The sequence below is a fragment of the Fulvimonas sp. R45 genome (assembly GCF_030504985.1).
In the GTDB taxonomy this organism is placed as follows: Bacteria; Pseudomonadota; Gammaproteobacteria; order Xanthomonadales; family Rhodanobacteraceae; genus Rhodanobacter_A.
Genome location: NZ_JASERU010000003.1, coordinates 1 through 15,309, shown reverse-complemented (window position 1 = coordinate 15,309; position 15,309 = coordinate 1). Strand labels below are relative to the sequence as shown.

Annotated in this window: 18 protein-coding genes; 11 read left to right on the top strand and 7 right to left on the bottom strand. The window is 71.0% G+C overall.

Going from position 1 to position 15,309, the window contains the following annotated elements; translation table 11 throughout:
- The first annotated feature begins 30 nt into the window (after nt 1-30).
- Together QMK61_RS03135 and QMK61_RS03130 are read left to right on the top strand one after the other, a co-directional pair.
- On the top strand, nt 31-1,023 hold the full coding sequence (locus tag QMK61_RS03135) for an alpha/beta fold hydrolase (RefSeq protein WP_302070346.1): 993 nt from the start codon (nt 31-33) through the stop codon (nt 1,021-1,023).
- The gene (locus QMK61_RS03130; RefSeq protein ID WP_302070345.1) at nt 1,020-1,367 is read left to right on the top strand and encodes an antibiotic biosynthesis monooxygenase; all 348 of its coding nucleotides are present in this window, start codon (nt 1,020-1,022) and stop codon (nt 1,365-1,367) included. Before QMK61_RS03135 ends, QMK61_RS03130 begins: the two co-directional genes overlap by 4 nt.
- 5 nt (nt 1,368-1,372) lie before the next feature.
- On the opposite strand, the gene QMK61_RS03125 is transcribed toward QMK61_RS03130, so the two are convergent.
- Entirely contained in the window at nt 1,373-1,801 is a 429-nt protein-coding gene (locus QMK61_RS03125; protein WP_302070343.1) for an FKBP-type peptidyl-prolyl cis-trans isomerase, read from the bottom strand.
- 40 nt (nt 1,802-1,841) lie between these two features.
- Nucleotides 1,842-3,713 (bottom strand): 3'-5' exonuclease, encoded by a 1,872-nt coding sequence (locus QMK61_RS03120; RefSeq protein ID WP_302070341.1) that lies wholly within the window; start codon nt 3,711-3,713, stop codon nt 1,842-1,844.
- A 335-nt stretch (nt 3,714-4,048) separates the two neighbouring features.
- Between QMK61_RS03120 and QMK61_RS03115 the strand changes: the two genes are divergently transcribed.
- Entirely contained in the window at nt 4,049-5,140 is a 1,092-nt protein-coding gene (locus QMK61_RS03115; RefSeq protein WP_302070340.1) for a 3-deoxy-7-phosphoheptulonate synthase, read from the top strand.
- Between the two features lie 34 nt (nt 5,141-5,174).
- Here the strand turns inward: QMK61_RS03115 and QMK61_RS03110 are convergent, their stop codons facing one another.
- Nucleotides 5,175-5,603 (bottom strand): OsmC family protein, encoded by a 429-nt coding sequence (locus QMK61_RS03110; RefSeq protein ID WP_302070339.1) that lies wholly within the window; start codon nt 5,601-5,603, stop codon nt 5,175-5,177.
- Between the two features lie 146 nt (nt 5,604-5,749).
- Here QMK61_RS03110 and QMK61_RS03105 point away from each other — a divergent pair, with 146 nt between their 5' ends.
- A complete protein-coding gene (locus QMK61_RS03105; RefSeq protein WP_302070338.1) occupies nt 5,750-6,025 on the top strand; it encodes a GNAT family N-acetyltransferase in 276 nt (91 codons plus the stop codon).
- Between the two features lie 11 nt (nt 6,026-6,036).
- Nucleotides 6,037-6,726, top strand: coding sequence for a DUF1345 domain-containing protein (locus QMK61_RS03100; RefSeq protein ID WP_302070337.1), 690 nt, complete (start codon nt 6,037-6,039; stop codon nt 6,724-6,726).
- 16 nt (nt 6,727-6,742) lie between these two features.
- On the opposite strand, the gene QMK61_RS03095 is transcribed toward QMK61_RS03100, so the two are convergent.
- Nucleotides 6,743-7,225, bottom strand: coding sequence for a YajQ family cyclic di-GMP-binding protein (locus QMK61_RS03095; RefSeq protein WP_302070336.1), 483 nt, complete (start codon nt 7,223-7,225; stop codon nt 6,743-6,745).
- Between the two features lie 193 nt (nt 7,226-7,418).
- Between QMK61_RS03095 and QMK61_RS03090 the strand changes: the two genes are divergently transcribed.
- Both QMK61_RS03090 and QMK61_RS03085 read left to right on the top strand, forming a co-directional pair.
- A complete protein-coding gene (locus QMK61_RS03090; RefSeq protein WP_302070335.1) occupies nt 7,419-8,597 on the top strand; it encodes an NAD(P)/FAD-dependent oxidoreductase in 1,179 nt (392 codons plus the stop codon).
- A 71-nt stretch (nt 8,598-8,668) separates the two neighbouring features.
- Nucleotides 8,669-9,553, top strand: coding sequence for an NAD(P)-dependent oxidoreductase (locus tag QMK61_RS03085; protein WP_302070334.1), 885 nt, complete (start codon nt 8,669-8,671; stop codon nt 9,551-9,553).
- On the opposite strand, the gene QMK61_RS03080 is transcribed toward QMK61_RS03085, so the two are convergent.
- Both QMK61_RS03080 and QMK61_RS03075 read right to left on the bottom strand, forming a co-directional pair.
- Nucleotides 9,550-10,032 (bottom strand): YaiI/YqxD family protein, encoded by a 483-nt coding sequence (locus tag QMK61_RS03080; RefSeq protein WP_302070333.1) that lies wholly within the window; start codon nt 10,030-10,032, stop codon nt 9,550-9,552. The two genes, QMK61_RS03085 and QMK61_RS03080, sit on opposite strands and share 4 nt — an antisense overlap.
- Nucleotides 10,029-10,910, bottom strand: coding sequence for a PhzF family phenazine biosynthesis protein (locus tag QMK61_RS03075; RefSeq protein ID WP_302070332.1), 882 nt, complete (start codon nt 10,908-10,910; stop codon nt 10,029-10,031). Before QMK61_RS03075 ends, QMK61_RS03080 begins: the two co-directional genes overlap by 4 nt.
- 109 nt (nt 10,911-11,019) lie before the next feature.
- Between QMK61_RS03075 and QMK61_RS03070 the strand changes: the two genes are divergently transcribed.
- From QMK61_RS03070 to QMK61_RS03055, 4 genes are all read left to right on the top strand, one after another.
- A complete protein-coding gene (locus QMK61_RS03070) occupies nt 11,020-11,631 on the top strand; it encodes a rhomboid family intramembrane serine protease (RefSeq protein WP_302070331.1) in 612 nt (203 codons plus the stop codon).
- A 139-nt stretch (nt 11,632-11,770) separates the two neighbouring features.
- Nucleotides 11,771-12,481: a histone H1-like repetitive region-containing protein gene (locus QMK61_RS03065; RefSeq protein ID WP_302070330.1), complete on the top strand. Its 711-nt coding sequence runs from the start codon at nt 11,771-11,773 to the stop codon at nt 12,479-12,481.
- Nucleotides 12,482-12,650: 169 nt separating this feature from the next.
- On the top strand, nt 12,651-13,028 hold the full coding sequence (locus QMK61_RS03060) for a hypothetical protein (RefSeq protein ID WP_302070329.1): 378 nt from the start codon (nt 12,651-12,653) through the stop codon (nt 13,026-13,028).
- A 51-nt stretch (nt 13,029-13,079) separates the two neighbouring features.
- Nucleotides 13,080-14,132 (top strand): aminopeptidase, encoded by a 1,053-nt coding sequence (locus tag QMK61_RS03055; protein ID WP_302070745.1) that lies wholly within the window; start codon nt 13,080-13,082, stop codon nt 14,130-14,132.
- A gap of 37 nt (nt 14,133-14,169) precedes the next feature.
- On the opposite strand, the gene QMK61_RS03050 is transcribed toward QMK61_RS03055, so the two are convergent.
- Nucleotides 14,170-14,976 (bottom strand): cytochrome c, encoded by an 807-nt coding sequence (locus QMK61_RS03050; protein WP_302070328.1) that lies wholly within the window; start codon nt 14,974-14,976, stop codon nt 14,170-14,172.
- Between the last annotated feature and the right edge of the window lie 333 nt (nt 14,977-15,309).

Here is a 15,309-nt window from a genome sequence, read left to right as displayed (position 1 = left end):
TGGCCTCGAATTCCCCGACGAGGTCACCGCATGTCGCTGTTGCTTGCTCTCGGCCTGGCGTCCGCCGTTTCCACGGCGGACCTGCAGGCGAACACCGTCTACCTGCCCGCCGGGCAGCCCGGCCAGCGCCTGGCGCTGCATTGCGTGGCGCCGCCACAGGCCACGCGCCACGCCGCGCTGTTCGTGCACGGCGCCAGTTTTCCCACCGGGCTGGCCAGCGGCTTCGAGTTCGCGCCGGGGGATTCCTGGCTGGCGTTCATGGCGCGGCGCGGCTATCTCGCCTGCGGACTGGATTTCCTCGGCTTCGGCAATTCCAGCCGCCCGCCGGCGATGGTCGGCGCGGCCGGGGCGGCGCCGCCGGTGACGCGCGCGCCGGAGGCGGCGCGGGAAATCGCGCGGGCCGTCGACTACCTGCGCACGCGGCGCGGCATGGCGACGGTCCACCTGGTCGCGCACTCCTGGGGCACGATCCCGGCCGCGACGTACGCGGCAAGCCATCCGCAGGCGCTGGCCTCGCTCACCCTGTTCGGGCCGGTGGTGCCCAGCCGCGACGACGACGCGCCGATCACCGACGCGTGGTGGACCATCACCGCGCGGCAGCGCTACCGGCAGCTGCGCTTCGAGCGCGTGCTGCCGAAGGGCGTGGTGCTGCTGGAACCGGCGGTGACGCAGCGCTGGACCGCGGCGTTCGACGCCTCGGTGCCGCACGTGCCGGGCGACGCGCCGGGCGCGTTGCGCATCCCGGCGGGGCCGGTGGCGGACATCGCGGCGGCGGAGCATGGCGACTATCCCTACGATCCCGCGAAGGTCGCGGCGCCGGTCTTCGTGGTGTACGGCGACCACGACACGGTGGTGGACGACGCGCGGGCCGCCACGTTCCTGGCGCGGTTCACCGCCAGCCCGCTGAAGTGGCGCCTGCGCATCGACCACGGCACCCACGTCATGCACCTGGAGCGCAACCGGCGCTCGCTCTACCGGAGCGTGGCCGCCTTCATCGGCACGGTGGAGGACGGGCAGCGATGATCGCGGTGATCTTCGAGGTGCTGCCGGCGGACGGCTGCCGGCAGGATTACCTGGACCTCGCCGCCGGGCTGCGACCGCTGCTGGACGGCATCGACGGCTTCGTGTCGATCGAGCGCTTCGAAAGCCTGTCCGAGCCGGGCAAGCTGCTGTCGCTGTCGTTCTGGCGCGACGAGCGGGCGGTGGCGGCCTGGCGCGAGCTGGAGGCCCACCGGATGGCGCAGCAGGAGGGGCGCCGGCGCGTGTTCCGGGACTACCGCCTGCGCGTGGCCGGGGTGCTGCGCGACTATGGCATGGCCGAGCGCGGACAGGCGCCCGCCGACAGCCGGCGCCGGCACGGCGCCTGACCGGGTCAGTTCACGCCCAGCAGCACCACGTCGAACACCAGGGTGGCGCCGGGCGGGATGTCCTCGCCCGCGCCGCGGTCGCCGTAGGCCAGCCGCGCGGGGATGACCAGGGTGCGCCGGCCGCCCACGTGCATGCCGCGGATGCCCTGGTCCCAGCCCTCGATCACCTGGCCCGCGCCCAGCGTGAAGCTGATCGGCTGGCCGTTGTCGTAGGAGCTGTCGAACTGCTTGCCGTGGTGGTCCTTCGCGCCGGCGTCGTACAGCCAGCCGGTGTAGTCCACGCGCACCACGTCGCCGTCGCGGGCCACCGTGCCGGTGCCCACGGTGCGATCGATCTTCTGCAATGACGCCAGGCCATCCGTGCCGGCTGGTGCTTGCAGCGCGAAGGCCGAGGCGGCGAGGGCGAACGTGGCGGTGAACAACAGGCGGCGCATGGCTGGATTCCCGTACGTGAAGTCGGCGCAGTCTAGCGCCTCAATGCGGCGCCAGCTGTGCCTGCACCTCGTTGATCGAATCGCGGATGCGCTTGCTGAACACCGAGTCGTCGTGGTGGATCAGCAGCAGCCGCTCGGTGGCGCGGGTCATCGCCACGTAGAGCAGGCGCGCCTCGTCCGCCTCGCTCTTGCCGTCCTTGGGCAGCGAGCCGAGGCCGGGGATGATCACGAAGGGGAATTCCAGCCCCTTGCTGGAGTGCATGGTGAGCAGCTTCACGCTGTCCTCCACCACGAACAGGGTGCGCTTGCCGTCGCCCTCGGCGAGGCGGCCGGGGATGCCTTCGCGACGCAGCGCCTCGTGCAGCTTTTCGCCTTCCCACTGGTTGCGGTAGAGCACCGCCATGTCGCCGTACGGGCGGCCGTGCGCGTGCTCGTCGCGCAGCCGGGCGATCAGCACCTCGAGCTGGGCGGCAGCGGTGTCGGTACGGACCAGTTCCGGCAGCGGGCCGCGGCGGCCGGCGCTCTCGGGGGCGACCAGCGGCACGCCGTCGTCGTCGTCCGCGCGCCCGGCCAGCAGTTCGCTGGCGAAGCCGCGCGCCACGGCGAGGATCTCCAGCGTGTTGCGATAGTTGAGCCTGAGGATGGTGGTGCGGCCCTGCGCCTGCACGCCCAGGCTCTTCCAGCTCACCCGCTTGCGGTTGGCCTGGCCGTAGATGTTCTGCGCGTCGTCGTACAGCACCAGCAGCGAGTTGGTGTCGGGGTCGATCATCTGCACGATCAGCCGGTACCAGTCCGGCTCGAAGTCGTGGCCTTCGTCCACCAGCACGGCGCCGTACTGGAAGCGCGGGATCTGCCCGCGCTCCACCGCGGCCATGATCGCCGGCGGCAGCGCATCGACGAAGCCCTTGCCGCCGCCGGGCGGCAGCGGCACGTGGTAGGCGGCGAGCATCTGCCGGCACCAGCGGTGGAAGTTGTACACCTGCACCTTGTCGGACAGGCCGCGCTCGCCGATCAGCTGCTCCAGCCGCGCGGCCAGTGTCTTGTTGTAGCAGAGCACCAGGATCGGCTTGTGCAGCGCACGCGCCAGGTGCATCGCGCGGAAGCCCAGGATCATGGTCTTTCCCGAGCCGGCCACGCCGTGGATGACGCGGTGCTCGTCGCCCAGCGAGCGGGCGAGCAGTTCCTGCTGGGCGTCCATCACCTTGACCAGGTCGGGGATCTCCAGCGCGCGCGCGTCCGCCTTGTCCGCGGCCCTGAACAGGCCGAACTGGCCGCTGCCCGGCTCCACCCGCAGCTCGGGGAACAGGTGCCAGCGCACGCGGTCGATCTGCGGCAGGGTCAGCGCCACCGGGAACACGTGCGGGAACATCGCCCACAGCCGTTCCTGGAACGCCTCGGCGTCCACCGTCTCGTACAGCTCGTCGCGGCAGATCGCCAGGTGGTCGGGGATCACCGCGGCCAGGCCGCCCTCGACGAACTGCTTGCGGGTGATGTTGGCCAGCACCACGCCCCAGGCCCAGGGCATGACCAGCTTGCCGGCGTGGCGGTGGCCGTCCGGGTGGCGCAGCGCCGGGTCGCGCTCCAGCACCACGCCGATCTCCAGCGCGTAGGCGCGCGCCTGCAGCAGCGGATTGGTCTCCTTCGCCAGGCCGCGCTCGGTGACCAGGGTGAACTGGGTCGTGTCGGCGTGGCGGATGGTGTCGGCCTTCCAGTCCTTCACCTCCAGCACCAGCAGGCCGCGGCGGGGGTGGAACACCACGAAGTCCGGCTGGCGCTGCTTCAGGCCGATCGGCACGTCGTACCAGAGCAGGTAGTCGTCTTCCAGCTTCTGTTCCAGCCGCTCGGAGACACGTTTCTCGCCGCCGGTCATCCGCGGCAGGCAGCTGTTGCGGGTCGGAATGAGTGTCGCCACCGATGGAGTGCTTCCCTGGATATCCAGCCGGGACGTTAGCGAAACCGGCCGCGCTGTCAATCTCAGGGCCTTTCTCCCTCTCCCCGGCGGGGAGAAGGGGAAAACCGGATGCCGTCATGCCAAACCGGACTTTGCACGCGGCCGTCGCCGTGCTATTTGTAGAAACATGATCCTCGCCTCCCGCCGCTACTACTTCTGGTTTTATGGCTTTCCGATGCCGGCGGCGGAGAGTGGCGCGCGATCCTAGAACCAAGATCACACAGCATCCCTCGAAAGCCGCCAGCCACCCTGGCGGCTTTTTTGTTGGCCGCCGGAAATCATCCAAGGAGTCCATCGTGTCCAGCCACACCGACGATCTGCGCATCCGCGAGATCAGGGAATTGCCCACCCCCGCCGAGGTGATGCGCGAGCACGCGCCGACCGACCGCGCACTCGCCACCGTGGCGGACTCGCGCCGCGCGCTGCACCACATCCTGCACGGACGCGACGACCGCCTGGCGGTGGTGATCGGTCCGTGCTCGATCCACGACCCGCGCGCGGCGCTGGAGTACGCCGGGCGGCTGGCCGCGGAGCGCGCGCGCCATGCCGACGCGCTGGAGATCGTGATGCGCGTGTACTTCGAGAAGCCGCGCACCACGGTGGGCTGGAAGGGGCTGATCAATGATCCCGGCCTGGACGGCAGCTGCCGCATCGACCTGGGCCTGCGCACGGCGCGGCGCCTGCTGTGCGACGTCAACGCGCTGGGCCTGCCGGCCGGCTGCGAATTCCTCGACATGATCACCCCGCAGTACATCGCCGACCTGGTGGCCTGGGGCGCGATCGGCGCGCGCACCACCGAGAGCCAGGTGCACCGCGAGCTGGCCTCGGGGCTGTCCTGCCCGGTGGGCTTCAAGAACGGCACCGACGGCAACGTGCGCATCGCAGTGGATGCGGTGCAGGCGGCGTCGCATCCGCACCATTTCATGGCCGTGACCAAGGACGGCCGCACCGCCATCGCCGCCACCGCGGGCAACGAGGACTGTCACGTGATCCTGCGCGGCGGCAAGGCGCCGAACTACGACGCCGCCAGCGTGGCGTCCGCCTGCGCCGCGATCGGCATGGCCGGGCTGGCGCCGCGGGTGATGATCGACGCCAGCCACGCCAACAGCGGCAAGAAGCCGGAGAACCAGCCGCGCGTGGCGGCCGACATCGCGGGGCAGGTCGAGGCGGGCGAGCGGCGCATCGTCGGCGTGATGGTGGAAAGCCACCTGCACGGCGGGCGCCAGGACCTGGTGCCCGGCCAGCCGCTGGCCTACGGCCAGAGCATCACCGACGGTTGCCTGGGCTGGGACGAATCCGTGCGCGTGCTGGAGCGCCTGACGCAGGCGGTACGCCGGCGCCGGGCGCTGGCGCTGGACGGGCCGCACCGGTTGCAGGCGGCGGGTTGAAGCGGGCCGTGGTGCCGGTCCCGGGCCGGCGCGCCTAGCCGTCCAGGCTGGCGTCCAGCGTGATGTGCGCCCGCAGCACCTTGGACACCGGGCAGTGCTGCTTGGTCGCCTGGGCGATCTGCTCGAACATCGCCATGTCGATGCGCGGCACGCGGGCGCGGCAGGTCAGGTGCACGGCGGTGATGGTGAAGCCGGCATCGTCCTTCTCCAGCGTCACATCGGCGCGGGTCTCGATGCGCTCGGCGGTGACGCCGGCGCTTTCCAGGCCCAGCGCCAGCGCCATCGAGTAGCAGCCGGCATGGGCCGCGCCCAGCAGTTCCTCGGGGTTGGTGCCGGGGCCGCTCTCGAAGCGCGAGCGGAAGCCGTAGGGTGCGTCGCGCAGCACCCCGGTCTGGGTGGAGATGCTGCCCTTGCCCTCCTTCAGGCCGCCTTGCCAGACGGCGGATGCGGATCGGATGGTCATCGAGGTTCCCCTGCTCGTTGAAGTGGACGCAGCGTGGTCCGGTGCTCGTTCAAGCTGCGCGAAAGGCGGATGGCCTCCGCTTCACGAGCGTTTTCCGGAAACCGGGCGTATGCTGGCCGGCCATGTGCCCCGTTACGGAACCTCCCATGACGCCCGAGATCCAGCACGACCGCGCCGCGCACCGTTTCGAGACCCGCGTGGAAGGTTCGCTGTGCGAGCTGGACTACCGCCTCGCCGGCGGCGTGATGACGATCACCCACACCGGCGTGCCGGAAGCGGTGGGCGGGCGGGGGCTGGCCGGCGCGCTGGTGCGCACGGCGCTCGACACGGCCCGCGCCGAAGGCTGGAAGGTGGTACCGGCCTGCTCCTATGCGATCGCCTGGATGCAGCGGCATCCGGAATACGACGACCTGCGCGCCTGATCCGCCGCCGCATGGCTACGCCTCCCGAAACCCGGCCCCCGGCGAAGCCGCGATGGCGCTGGCGACCGCTGTATTTCATCCGCGTGCGCCCGCGGCTGAGCACCTGCACCGCGGTGTTCGTGCTGGCCACGGTGCTGCTGAAGCTGGTCGGCATGCGGCCGGCCTCGGCGGTGCTGCTGGGCTTCGACCTCGGCGCGCTGCTCTACCTGGTGGCGCTGGCGCGCATGTTCAGGCGCTCCAACAGCGAACACCTGGGGCGGCAGGCGCGCCTGCAGGACACCGGCCGGCGCGCCACGCTGGCGGTGGCGGTGATCGTGTCGCTGGTGGTGCTGGTGGCGCTGGCCACCGAGCTGCACGCGTCCAAGCACGGCGGCGTGGCGGCGGTGGGCGTGGCGGCGATCAGCGTGGTGCTGTCGTGGCTGTTCATGAACATCACCTTCGCGCTGCATTACGCGCACAGCTACTACGGCGATGACGACCGCCTGTGCGGCGGGCTGGACTTTCCTTCCACCGACAAGCCCGACTACTGGGACTTCGTGTACTTCTCGTTCGTGATCGGCATGTGCTTCCAGACCTCGGACGTGAGCGTCTGCAGCCGGCCGATGCGCCATCTCACGCTGCTGCACAGCGTGGTGGCGTTCTTCTTCAACGTGTTCATCCTGGCGATCAGCGTGAGCGTGGTGGGCGGGCTCGGCGGCTGAGCCGCGCCGGGAGCGTTCAATCGCGTAGGTTGTCGAACTGCAGCGGCACGTCGGCGTCGGCCTTGCGCAGCACCGCCATCGCCAGCTGCAGGTCGTCGCGCTTCTTGCCGGTGACGCGCAGCTTGTCGCCGTTGATCTGCGCCTCGACCTTCAACCTGGCGGCCTTCAGCTCCGCCACCAGCTTCTTCGCCACCGGCTGCTCGATGCCCTGCTTCACGGTGATCTTCTGCCGCGCGCCGGCGAGGTTGGTCTCCGGCTCGGCCACGTCCAGCGCACGGATGTCGATCTTCCGCGAGGTCAGCCGGCCGCGCAGGATGTCCAGCATCTGCTGCAGCTGGAACTCGCTGGGCGCGGCCAGGGTGATCACGAACTTGTCCAGCTCGAACTTCGCGTCGGTGCCCTTGAAGTCGAAGCGGTTGGCCAGCTCGCGGTTGGCCTGGTCCACGGCGTTGGTGAGTTCGTGCTTGTCGACTTCGGAGATCACGTCGAAGGAGGGCATGGCGGCAGCTCGCGGAAGAATGAGGCGAAAGTGTAAGCGAAGCGGCTGGGCGATAATGCGCGCCTTTATGCTCGTCATCCCGGCGCAGGCCGGGATCCGGCAACGCCATGGCTTGAGCAGGCGCAGTCGCTACTGGATTCCGGCCTGCGCCGGGATGACGAGCGCGGCAGAGTGTCAGACGGATGATGAAATCTTGAAAACGGATGTGCTGATCGTCGGCGCCGGCGCCGCGGGCCTGATGTGCGCGATCGCGGCGGGACGGCGCGGGCGCCGCGTGCTGGTGGTCGACCACGCCAACAAGCCAGGCAAGAAGATCCTGATGTCCGGCGGCGGTCGCTGCAACTTCACCCACCTCGGCGTCACGCCGGCGAACTACCTTTCCGCCAACCCGCACTTCGCCAAGTCGGCGCTGGCGCGCTACACGCCGGCCGATTTCGTCGCGCTGGTGGAGAAGCACCGCATCGCGTACCACGAGAAGGAAGCGGGCCAGCTGTTCTGCGACGACTCCTCCAAGCAGATCGTGCGCCTGCTGCTGGACGAATGCGCCGCCGTCGGCGCGCGGGTGGAGACGTCCTGCGTGGTGCAGCGCGTGCGCCGGACGGAGGAAGGCTTCGGCGTGCTCACCGCGCACGGCGAGGTGCACGCGCAGTCGCTGGTGGTGGCCACGGGCGGGCTGTCGATTCCCAGCATGGGTGCCACCGGCTTCGGCTACGAGCTGGCGCGCCAGTTCGGCCATGCCGTACTGCCCGTGCGCGCGGGACTGGTGCCGCTCACCCTGAGCGGCAAGCACCAGGAGCATTACCAGGACCTTGCCGGCGTGGCCCTGCCGGCGGTGGAGGCGCGCGCCGGGCGGCAGGCCTTCCGCGCCGGCATGCTGTTCACCCACCGGGGCATCAGCGGGCCGGCGATCCTGCAGATTTCCTCATACTGGCGGCCGGGCGACGATTTGCGCCTCGACCTCGCGCCGGATGCGAACCTGGACGACTGGCTGCCGGCGCAACGCGCCGCACGGCCGGCCGCCGAATTGAAGAACGTGCTGGCCGACGTCCTGCCGAAGCGGCTCGCGCAACGCCTGTGCGAACGATGGTTCGACAGCCGTCCGATGCGCCAGTACCGCGAGCCCGAACTGCGCGAGGTCGGCCGCCAGTTGCACGACTGGCCGGTCACCGCCAGCGGCACCGAAGGCTACCGCACCGCCGAAGTCACCCTGGGTGGCGTGGACACCGACGGGCTCTCCTCCAGCACAATGCAGTCGAAGCTCGTGCCCGGCCTGTATTTCATCGGCGAGGTGGTGGACGTCACCGGCTGGCTGGGCGGCTACAACTTCCAGTGGGCGTGGGCCTCGGGCCACGCGGCGGGCGAGGTGGCGTGACCGCGCCGCTTCGCCTGCGCCGAATGCCCGCGATGGTTCAATGCACGCCGGATCGATACGGGAGCACAAGTATGAAAGTCGGATTCCTCGGCCTCGGCGCCATGGGCGGCGCGATGGCAGCGAACCTGCTCAAGGCGGGCCATGACGTCACGGTGTGGAACCGTTCGTCCGCGGCTACACAGCCGCTGGCGGCGCTGGGTGCCGCGGTGGTACGGGAGCCCGCGGACGCGGCGCGCGGCGACGCCGTGTTGAGCATGCTGGCGAACGATGCCGCGGTGCGCGCGGTGATCCTCGATGGCGGCGTGCTCGGCGCGATGGCGCCCGGGGCGGTACACGCCAACCACGCCACGATCTCGGTGGCGCTGGCGCGGGAACTGGCCGCGGCGCATGCGCGACGCGGGTTGGGCTACGTCGCCGCGCCGGTGTTCGGCCGGCCGGACGTGGCCGCCGCCGGCAAGCTCAACATCCTCGCTGCGGGCGCGGCGCAGGCGATCGAGCACGTACGTCCGCTGCTGGAGGCGATGGGCAGCCGCGTTTGGCCGCTGGGCGAGGCGCCGGAGCGCGCGAACGCGGCGAAGCTGGCGGGCAACTTCATGCTCGGCGCGGCCATCGAGAGCATGGCCGAGGCCTGCGCGCTGGTGCGCGCGCACGGCGTGGACGCGGCCGGCTTCCTCGAACTGATGACGAGCACGCTGTTCGCGGCGCCGGCCTACCAGGGCTATGGCCGGCTGATCGCCGAGAACCGCTTCAAGCCGGCCGGCTTCGCGCTGCCGCTGGGCTACAAGGACATCGCGCTGGCCCAGGCGGCCGCCGAAGCCGTGCGCGTGCCGCTGCCGTTCGCCGGCGTGCTGCGCGACAGCCTGCTGGAGGCGCTGGCCGCGGGCGACGAGGACGTGGACTGGTCGGTGCTGTCGCAGGTGGCCGCGCGGCGCGCGCGGCTGGACGAGCGGGATTAGGGCGCGGCGCCCCGGCGCGCCTGCCGCCGGCGCGTCAGCCAGCGGTCGAGCTGGTTGGCGAAGGCCTGCCGGTCGCGGGCGTGGAAGGGCGCGTGGCCGCCGGTGTCGACGCCGGCGCCGCGCAGTTCGTCCATGAAGTTGCGCATGCCCAGGCGCTGGGCGATGGTCTCGGGCGTGTGCAGCTCGCCGCGCGGGTCGATCGCCAGCGCGCCCTTGTCGATCACCGCGGCGGCCAGCGGGATGTCCTGCGTCACCACCAGGTCGCCCGGGGCCACCCGGCGCGCGATCTCGTGGTCGGCCACGTCGAAGCCGCCCGGCACCTGCACGGCGCGGACGAAGCGCGACGGCGGCGTGCGCAGGTACTGGTTCGCCACCAGGGTCACCCTCACCTGTTCGCGCTCGGCGGCGCGGAACAGGATCTCCTTGATCACGGCCGGGCACGCGTCGGCGTCGACCAGGATCTGCGCGTCGGCGCTCACGGGTCGGCCCAGGCCAGCGCGCCGTCGACGATGGTGTGGGTGCGGCCGCCGATCCACACGGTGCCGTCGACGACGCGGGCGACCAGTTGCGCGTCGTGGCCGATCTCGCGGCCCTGGCTCACGGTGTAGCCGCGGGCCAGCGGGCCGTGCGGCTCGGCCTGGGCGATGTACGCCGCGATCAAGCCGTTGGCGGCGCCGGAGGCGGGGTCCTCGACGATGCCCACGCCGGCCGGGAAGGCGCGCACCACCAGTTGGTAGGCCGGGTCCGCGCTGCGTGCGAAGGCGCACAGGCCCATGCTGTCGCTGGCGTGCGCCAGCGCGCCGATGGCGCTGTGGTCGGGTTGCCAGGCGCGCAGCGCCGCCTCGCCGTCCACCTCGGCCAGCCACCAGCGGCGGCCGCCGTCGACCAGCGCGGGCGGCAGCGTGCCGGGGCCGATGCCGCCCAGCGCGGCGGCGAGCAGGGGATGGGCGTCGCGGCCGGTCCGCAGCACGCGTTCGCCGGGCGACTGCAGCAACAGGCGGCGGTCGCCGCCGGCGCCCTCCACGCGGATCGGCAGCACGCCGGCGCCGCATTCCTGCCACAGCAGGCCGTCGACCGGTGTGGCGAGGCCGCACTCGAGCACGGCGTGCGCGCTGCCCACGCTGGGATGCCCGGCGAAGGGGATCTCCTTGTGCGGGGTGAAGATGCGCACCCTGTAGCCGGCGCGCGGATCGTCCGGCGGCAGCAGGAAGGTGGTCTCGACCAGGTTGGTCCAGCGCGCGAAGCGCTGCATCCGCGCGGCGCTCCAGCCGCGCGCGTCGGTGACCACGCCCAGGTGGTTGCCGCCGCCGTGGCGGGCGGCGAACACGTCCAGGTGCAGGTAGCGGGTGGGATTCATGCGCTTCGAAGGCGGCCATGGCCGCGTGGGGATCAGGCATTCTAGCGGTCGACAAGCGCAGGCGTGAACGCGAAGATGGACGATTCACAGCCATGGTCGGAATTGCCATATGTCGCTCGTGTTGATCCTGATCCTCGCGGTCACCTGCGTGGTCTCCTTCATCGCGTTCAACAACCGCCGCGTGATGGACGACCTGATCCTGTGGCCGCCGGCGGTCGCGCGCAAGCACGAGTACTACCGCCTGCTCACCTACGGACTGGTGCACGCCGACGGCACCCACCTGCTGTTCAACATGCTTACGCTGTTCTTCTTCGGCCGTGCGATGGCACCGTTCTACGACGGCGCGCTGGGCGGCATGTTCGGCTTCGCGCTGTTCTACCTGGGCGGGCTGGTGGTCTCGATCCTGCCGACCTACCTGAAGAACCGGAACAACCCGAACTACCATAGCCTCGGCGCGTCGGGCGCGGTATCGGCGGTGCTGTTCGGCTACATCCTGCTGGCGCCGTGGTCGCGCATCTTGGTGCTGGTGGTGCCGATGCCGGCGATCGTCTACGCGGTGCTGTACACGGCCTATTCGATCTACATGGACCGGCGCGGGCAGGACCACATCAACCACAGCGCGCACCTGTGGGGCGCGGCCTACGGCGTGGTGTTCACGCTGCTGGTGAACCCGCGCGTGCTGCCGTATTTCATCGGTGCGCTGTCGCAGCCGCGATGGTGAGCGCGGGGCACAAGACACGCGCTCACGGGCGAGTCATGATGGGCGTGCCCATACTGGGCGCGCGGCAGGCACGCGAGTGCCCGCCGGTCCGAAATCAGGCGCTCCGCTGAGCGCCCGTCAACCGCAGGAGTACGTACGCATGGCAACGACCCGCAAGTCGGCCGCGAAGCAATCCTCGGCCAGGAAAACCGGCGCACGCAAGACCGCCACCCGCAAGCCGGCCGCAAAGACCGCGGCCGCGAAGAAGACTGCCGCCCGCAAGTCGGTCACGAAGAAATCCACCGCGCGCAAGCCGGCCCGCAAGGCTGCCGCGAAGAAGGCGGCGCCGCGCAAGTCGGCCGCGAAGAAAGCCGTCGCGAAGAAGGTCGCGGCCAGGAAGGCGGACGCCAGCCGCAAGCCGGCCGCGAAGAAGGCCGTTGCCCGCAGGGCGCCCGCGAAGAAAGCAGCGGCGAAGAACGTGACGGCGAAGAAGCCCGCCGCCCGCACAGCGCCTGCGAAAAAGTCCGCGTTGAAGAAAGCCGCTGCGAAGAGGGTCGCGGCGAAGCAGCCGGTTGCGCGCCAGGCGCCTGCAAGGACGACCACGGCAAAGAAGGCTCCAGTCGCGAAGCGGGCCGCACCACCGGCCCACATCACCCAGGAGCAGGCAGTGGCGCAGATCCAGGCATTGCTGGAGGCCAAGCGCGAACGCGTGCAGCAGGGGCCGTCCTGGCCCGGCGCCGCCGAGCAGGCGCACCCGCACGCCGACCCGGATGCCGCGCTGCCTTCGCATGCGGGCAGCCCGGGCGACGCGCCGCACGGCATCGACTTCGCCCATGCGCGCGGCGAGGAAGGCAAGCGCAGCAAGAACTGAACCCCGGGGCGCTGCGTCGGGAACATGCCGCGGCGCCGGCGGTCTCATGGTTGTCGCGCGCGAACGCGACGTCCGGTCTGCGTACAGGCATCGCCCGTACCGGCCGCGGCGCCGGCATGGGCCGCACGCGCTCCGTGTTTCCGGGGCGCACTGATGCGGAGGAAGCGTCATGAAACGACCGGCTTTGAAACGCCTGCTCGCCGGCGTGGCCGTCCTTGGCGCCACGTCCCTGCTGTCCGGCTGCTACGTCAGCCCGGACTACAGCTACGTGCGCGGCAACGGCTATGCGGGCGCCGCTTACTACGGCCAGGGGCCGACGGTGGTCTACCGAAGCTACGACGCGTATCCCTACCCGTATGGCTACGGCTGCTGCTGGGCGCCGGGCGTGACCGTCGGTGGCGTCTGGTATGGCGGCCATCGCTATTACCGCGGCCACGATTGGCATCGCGATGGCCGCTGGCATGGCCGAGGCGGTGCCTGGCACGGGCACGACCGCGGCCATGGCGGCTCCTGGCACGGCGGCGACAGGCATCGCCACGGACACTGAGTCCGGCACAATGGCGGCATGATCCGCCGCCCATCGACGCATCTCGCGGGCATGCTCAGGCTGGCCGCGCTCGCGGGCTCGCTCGGCGTGCTGTCGGCCTGCGCCAGCCTGCGCTACTACGCGCACGTCACGCACGGCGAAGGCGCGCTGCTGCTGCACCGGCGCCCGATCGCCAGGGTGCTGCGCGATCCGTCCACCACGCCCGCCCTGGCCGCGCGGCTGGAGCTGGCGCGACAGGCGCGCCGCTTTGCCTCGCAGCGGCTGGGGCTGCCCGACAACCGCAGCTACACCTACTACGTCGACCTGCATCGCCCCTACGTGGTGTGGAACGTGTTCGCCACGCCGCGCTTCTCGGTGCAGGCGGTCACGCACTGCTTCCCGTTCGCTGGCTGCGTGGCCTACCGGGGCTGGTTCAGCGAGGCGAAGGCCGAGGCCGACGCGGCGCGCCTGCGCGCGCAGGGCGACGACGTGTGGGTGGGCGGCGTGCCGGCGTATTCCACGCTGGGCTGGTTCGCCGACCCGGTGCTGTCCAGCATGCTGCGCTGGGACGACGACGAGCTGGCCGGCACGATCTTCCACGAGCTGGCGCACCAGTTGATCTACGTGAAGGGCGATACCGCGTTCAACGAATCCTTCGCCAGCTTCGTGCAGGCCGAGGGGCTGCGCGAATGGCGTGCCGCACGCGGCCTGCCGCCTGGCGACGACAAGGCGCAAGCGATGGCGGACGGCTTCACCCGGCTGGTGCTGGACCTGCGCGAACGCCTGAAGGCCTTGTACGCCACCGGCGCCGACGCGGAGGCGATGGCGGCCGGCAAGCAGCGCGAGATCGAGGCCTTCCGCCAGCGCTACGCGCGATGGCGCGACGCGCATTGGCCGGGGGACCGCCGCTACGACGCCTGGGTGGCCGGGCCGATCAACAACGCGCGGCTGCTGCCGTTCGGGCTGTACGACCAGTGGACGCCCGCCTTCGCCCTGCTGTTCCGGCAGGGCGGGCGGCAGTGGCCGGCGTTCTATGCCTCGGTGCGCGCGCTGGCGAAACTCGGTCCGGCCGCGCGCGACGCCCGGTTGGCGGAACTGGTGACGCCGGATGCAGCGCCAGGTTGAGGCCGACGCGAAGTGCTCGGAGATCGTGAACGGGGGCTCAGTGCACCGCCTTGTGCCCGGCCATGTAGTGCAGGTAGGCCAGCACGGCATCGAGATCGGTGTCCGACAACTCCTTCTGCGTGGGAAAGCCGTGCATCTTCGCCTGCGGCCAGCGGTGCAGCGACTGCGGGTCGCGGATGAAGGCGCGCAACAGCTTGGCGGATAGGTATTCGGTGGGGTTGTGCGGGAGGTTGAGGTCCGGCCCCAGCGTGGCGTCGCCCTCGCCGTTCATGGTGTGGCAGGCGAAGCAGGTGCGCTTGAACACCGCGAAGCCGTGCTGCACGGCCGCCGCCGCCGCAGTGGCGGGGACGACGGCCGGGAAGCGCGCGTCCACGCCCTGCAGCCGGCGGATCGCGGCAAGCTGGTAGGGCCACTGTTCCGGTCCGACCCCGGCGGCCTGCGGATCGGTCCACACCAGGTAGAACGGGCCGGCGCTCCTGTCGCCGCCGGGCAGGACAGGCCAGGGGTGGGCCGGGTCCTCCACCGCCAGCCAGGCCCGTGCGCCCCGGCGGTCCAGGATCAGCGCGGCCGGAATCTCGGCGGTGAAGCCGTCGGCGGCGACAAACTGCAGGTGGTCGCCCGGAGCCAGCCCGGGCAGCAGGTCCGCCAGCGGCACGGCGCGGTAGCGCATTGCGCGGTGGTAGGCCACGTCGTCCGGGACCGCCACCTCGCGCGCGTCGGCGCGCTGCAGCAGTCGGGCGGTCTCCAGGGGCGCCACTCCACGGCCGAGATCGATGCGCAGCTCGGCGGCCGACGCGGGCAGGGCGAGGCACAGCGCGAGCAGGCAGATCCAGCGCGGCAGCATGGCGTTCTCCAGTGGCGGATTCCCATTGTAGGCGGCGTGCCGCCGGGCTGTCTGGTGGATGAACGAAGCCCTTGAACTTTCCCCGCGCCGTCCGCACTAAGCAGACGTATCGCCGTGACGGCGACAGGAGACGGCGCAATGCATCGCGCCGTCGGGGGGCCGGCACCATCCTCCCCAAGGAAGCCGGCCTGACGAACCCCGCGCGCCCCTCCCCTGGCCCGCGGGGTTTTTTTGGGTTCATCTCCCAACTCCGGGGAAGGCCGCCCGGATCTTGAGGAAGAAATAGGCATCATCGCGGTAGCCGTAGGCCATGCGTTTGATGACCTTGATGCG

Excerpts from the sequence above, each read along its gene's own strand:
- QMK61_RS03135 (WP_302070346.1), top strand. The coding sequence starts at position 31 with ATGTCGCTGTTGCTTGCTCTCGGCCTGGCGTCCGCCGTTTCCACGGCG.
- QMK61_RS03130 (WP_302070345.1), top strand. The coding sequence starts at position 1,020 with ATGATCGCGGTGATCTTCGAGGTGCTGCCGGCGGACGGCTGCCGGCAG.
- QMK61_RS03125 (WP_302070343.1), bottom strand. The coding sequence starts at position 1,801 with ATGCGCCGCCTGTTGTTCACCGCCACGTTCGCCCTCGCCGCCTCGGCC.
- QMK61_RS03110 (WP_302070339.1), bottom strand. The coding sequence starts at position 5,603 with ATGACCATCCGATCCGCATCCGCCGTCTGGCAAGGCGGCCTGAAGGAG.
- QMK61_RS03105 (WP_302070338.1), top strand. The coding sequence starts at position 5,750 with ATGACGCCCGAGATCCAGCACGACCGCGCCGCGCACCGTTTCGAGACC.
- QMK61_RS03100 (WP_302070337.1), top strand. The coding sequence starts at position 6,037 with ATGGCTACGCCTCCCGAAACCCGGCCCCCGGCGAAGCCGCGATGGCGC.
- QMK61_RS03095 (WP_302070336.1), bottom strand. The coding sequence starts at position 7,225 with ATGCCCTCCTTCGACGTGATCTCCGAAGTCGACAAGCACGAACTCACC.
- QMK61_RS03085 (WP_302070334.1), top strand. The coding sequence starts at position 8,669 with ATGAAAGTCGGATTCCTCGGCCTCGGCGCCATGGGCGGCGCGATGGCA.
- QMK61_RS03075 (WP_302070332.1), bottom strand. The coding sequence starts at position 10,910 with ATGAATCCCACCCGCTACCTGCACCTGGACGTGTTCGCCGCCCGCCAC.
- QMK61_RS03070 (WP_302070331.1), top strand. The coding sequence starts at position 11,020 with ATGTCGCTCGTGTTGATCCTGATCCTCGCGGTCACCTGCGTGGTCTCC.
- QMK61_RS03065 (WP_302070330.1), top strand. The coding sequence starts at position 11,771 with ATGGCAACGACCCGCAAGTCGGCCGCGAAGCAATCCTCGGCCAGGAAA.
- QMK61_RS03060 (WP_302070329.1), top strand. The coding sequence starts at position 12,651 with ATGAAACGACCGGCTTTGAAACGCCTGCTCGCCGGCGTGGCCGTCCTT.
- QMK61_RS03055 (WP_302070745.1), top strand. The coding sequence starts at position 13,080 with ATGCTCAGGCTGGCCGCGCTCGCGGGCTCGCTCGGCGTGCTGTCGGCC.
- QMK61_RS03050 (WP_302070328.1), bottom strand. The coding sequence starts at position 14,976 with ATGCTGCCGCGCTGGATCTGCCTGCTCGCGCTGTGCCTCGCCCTGCCC.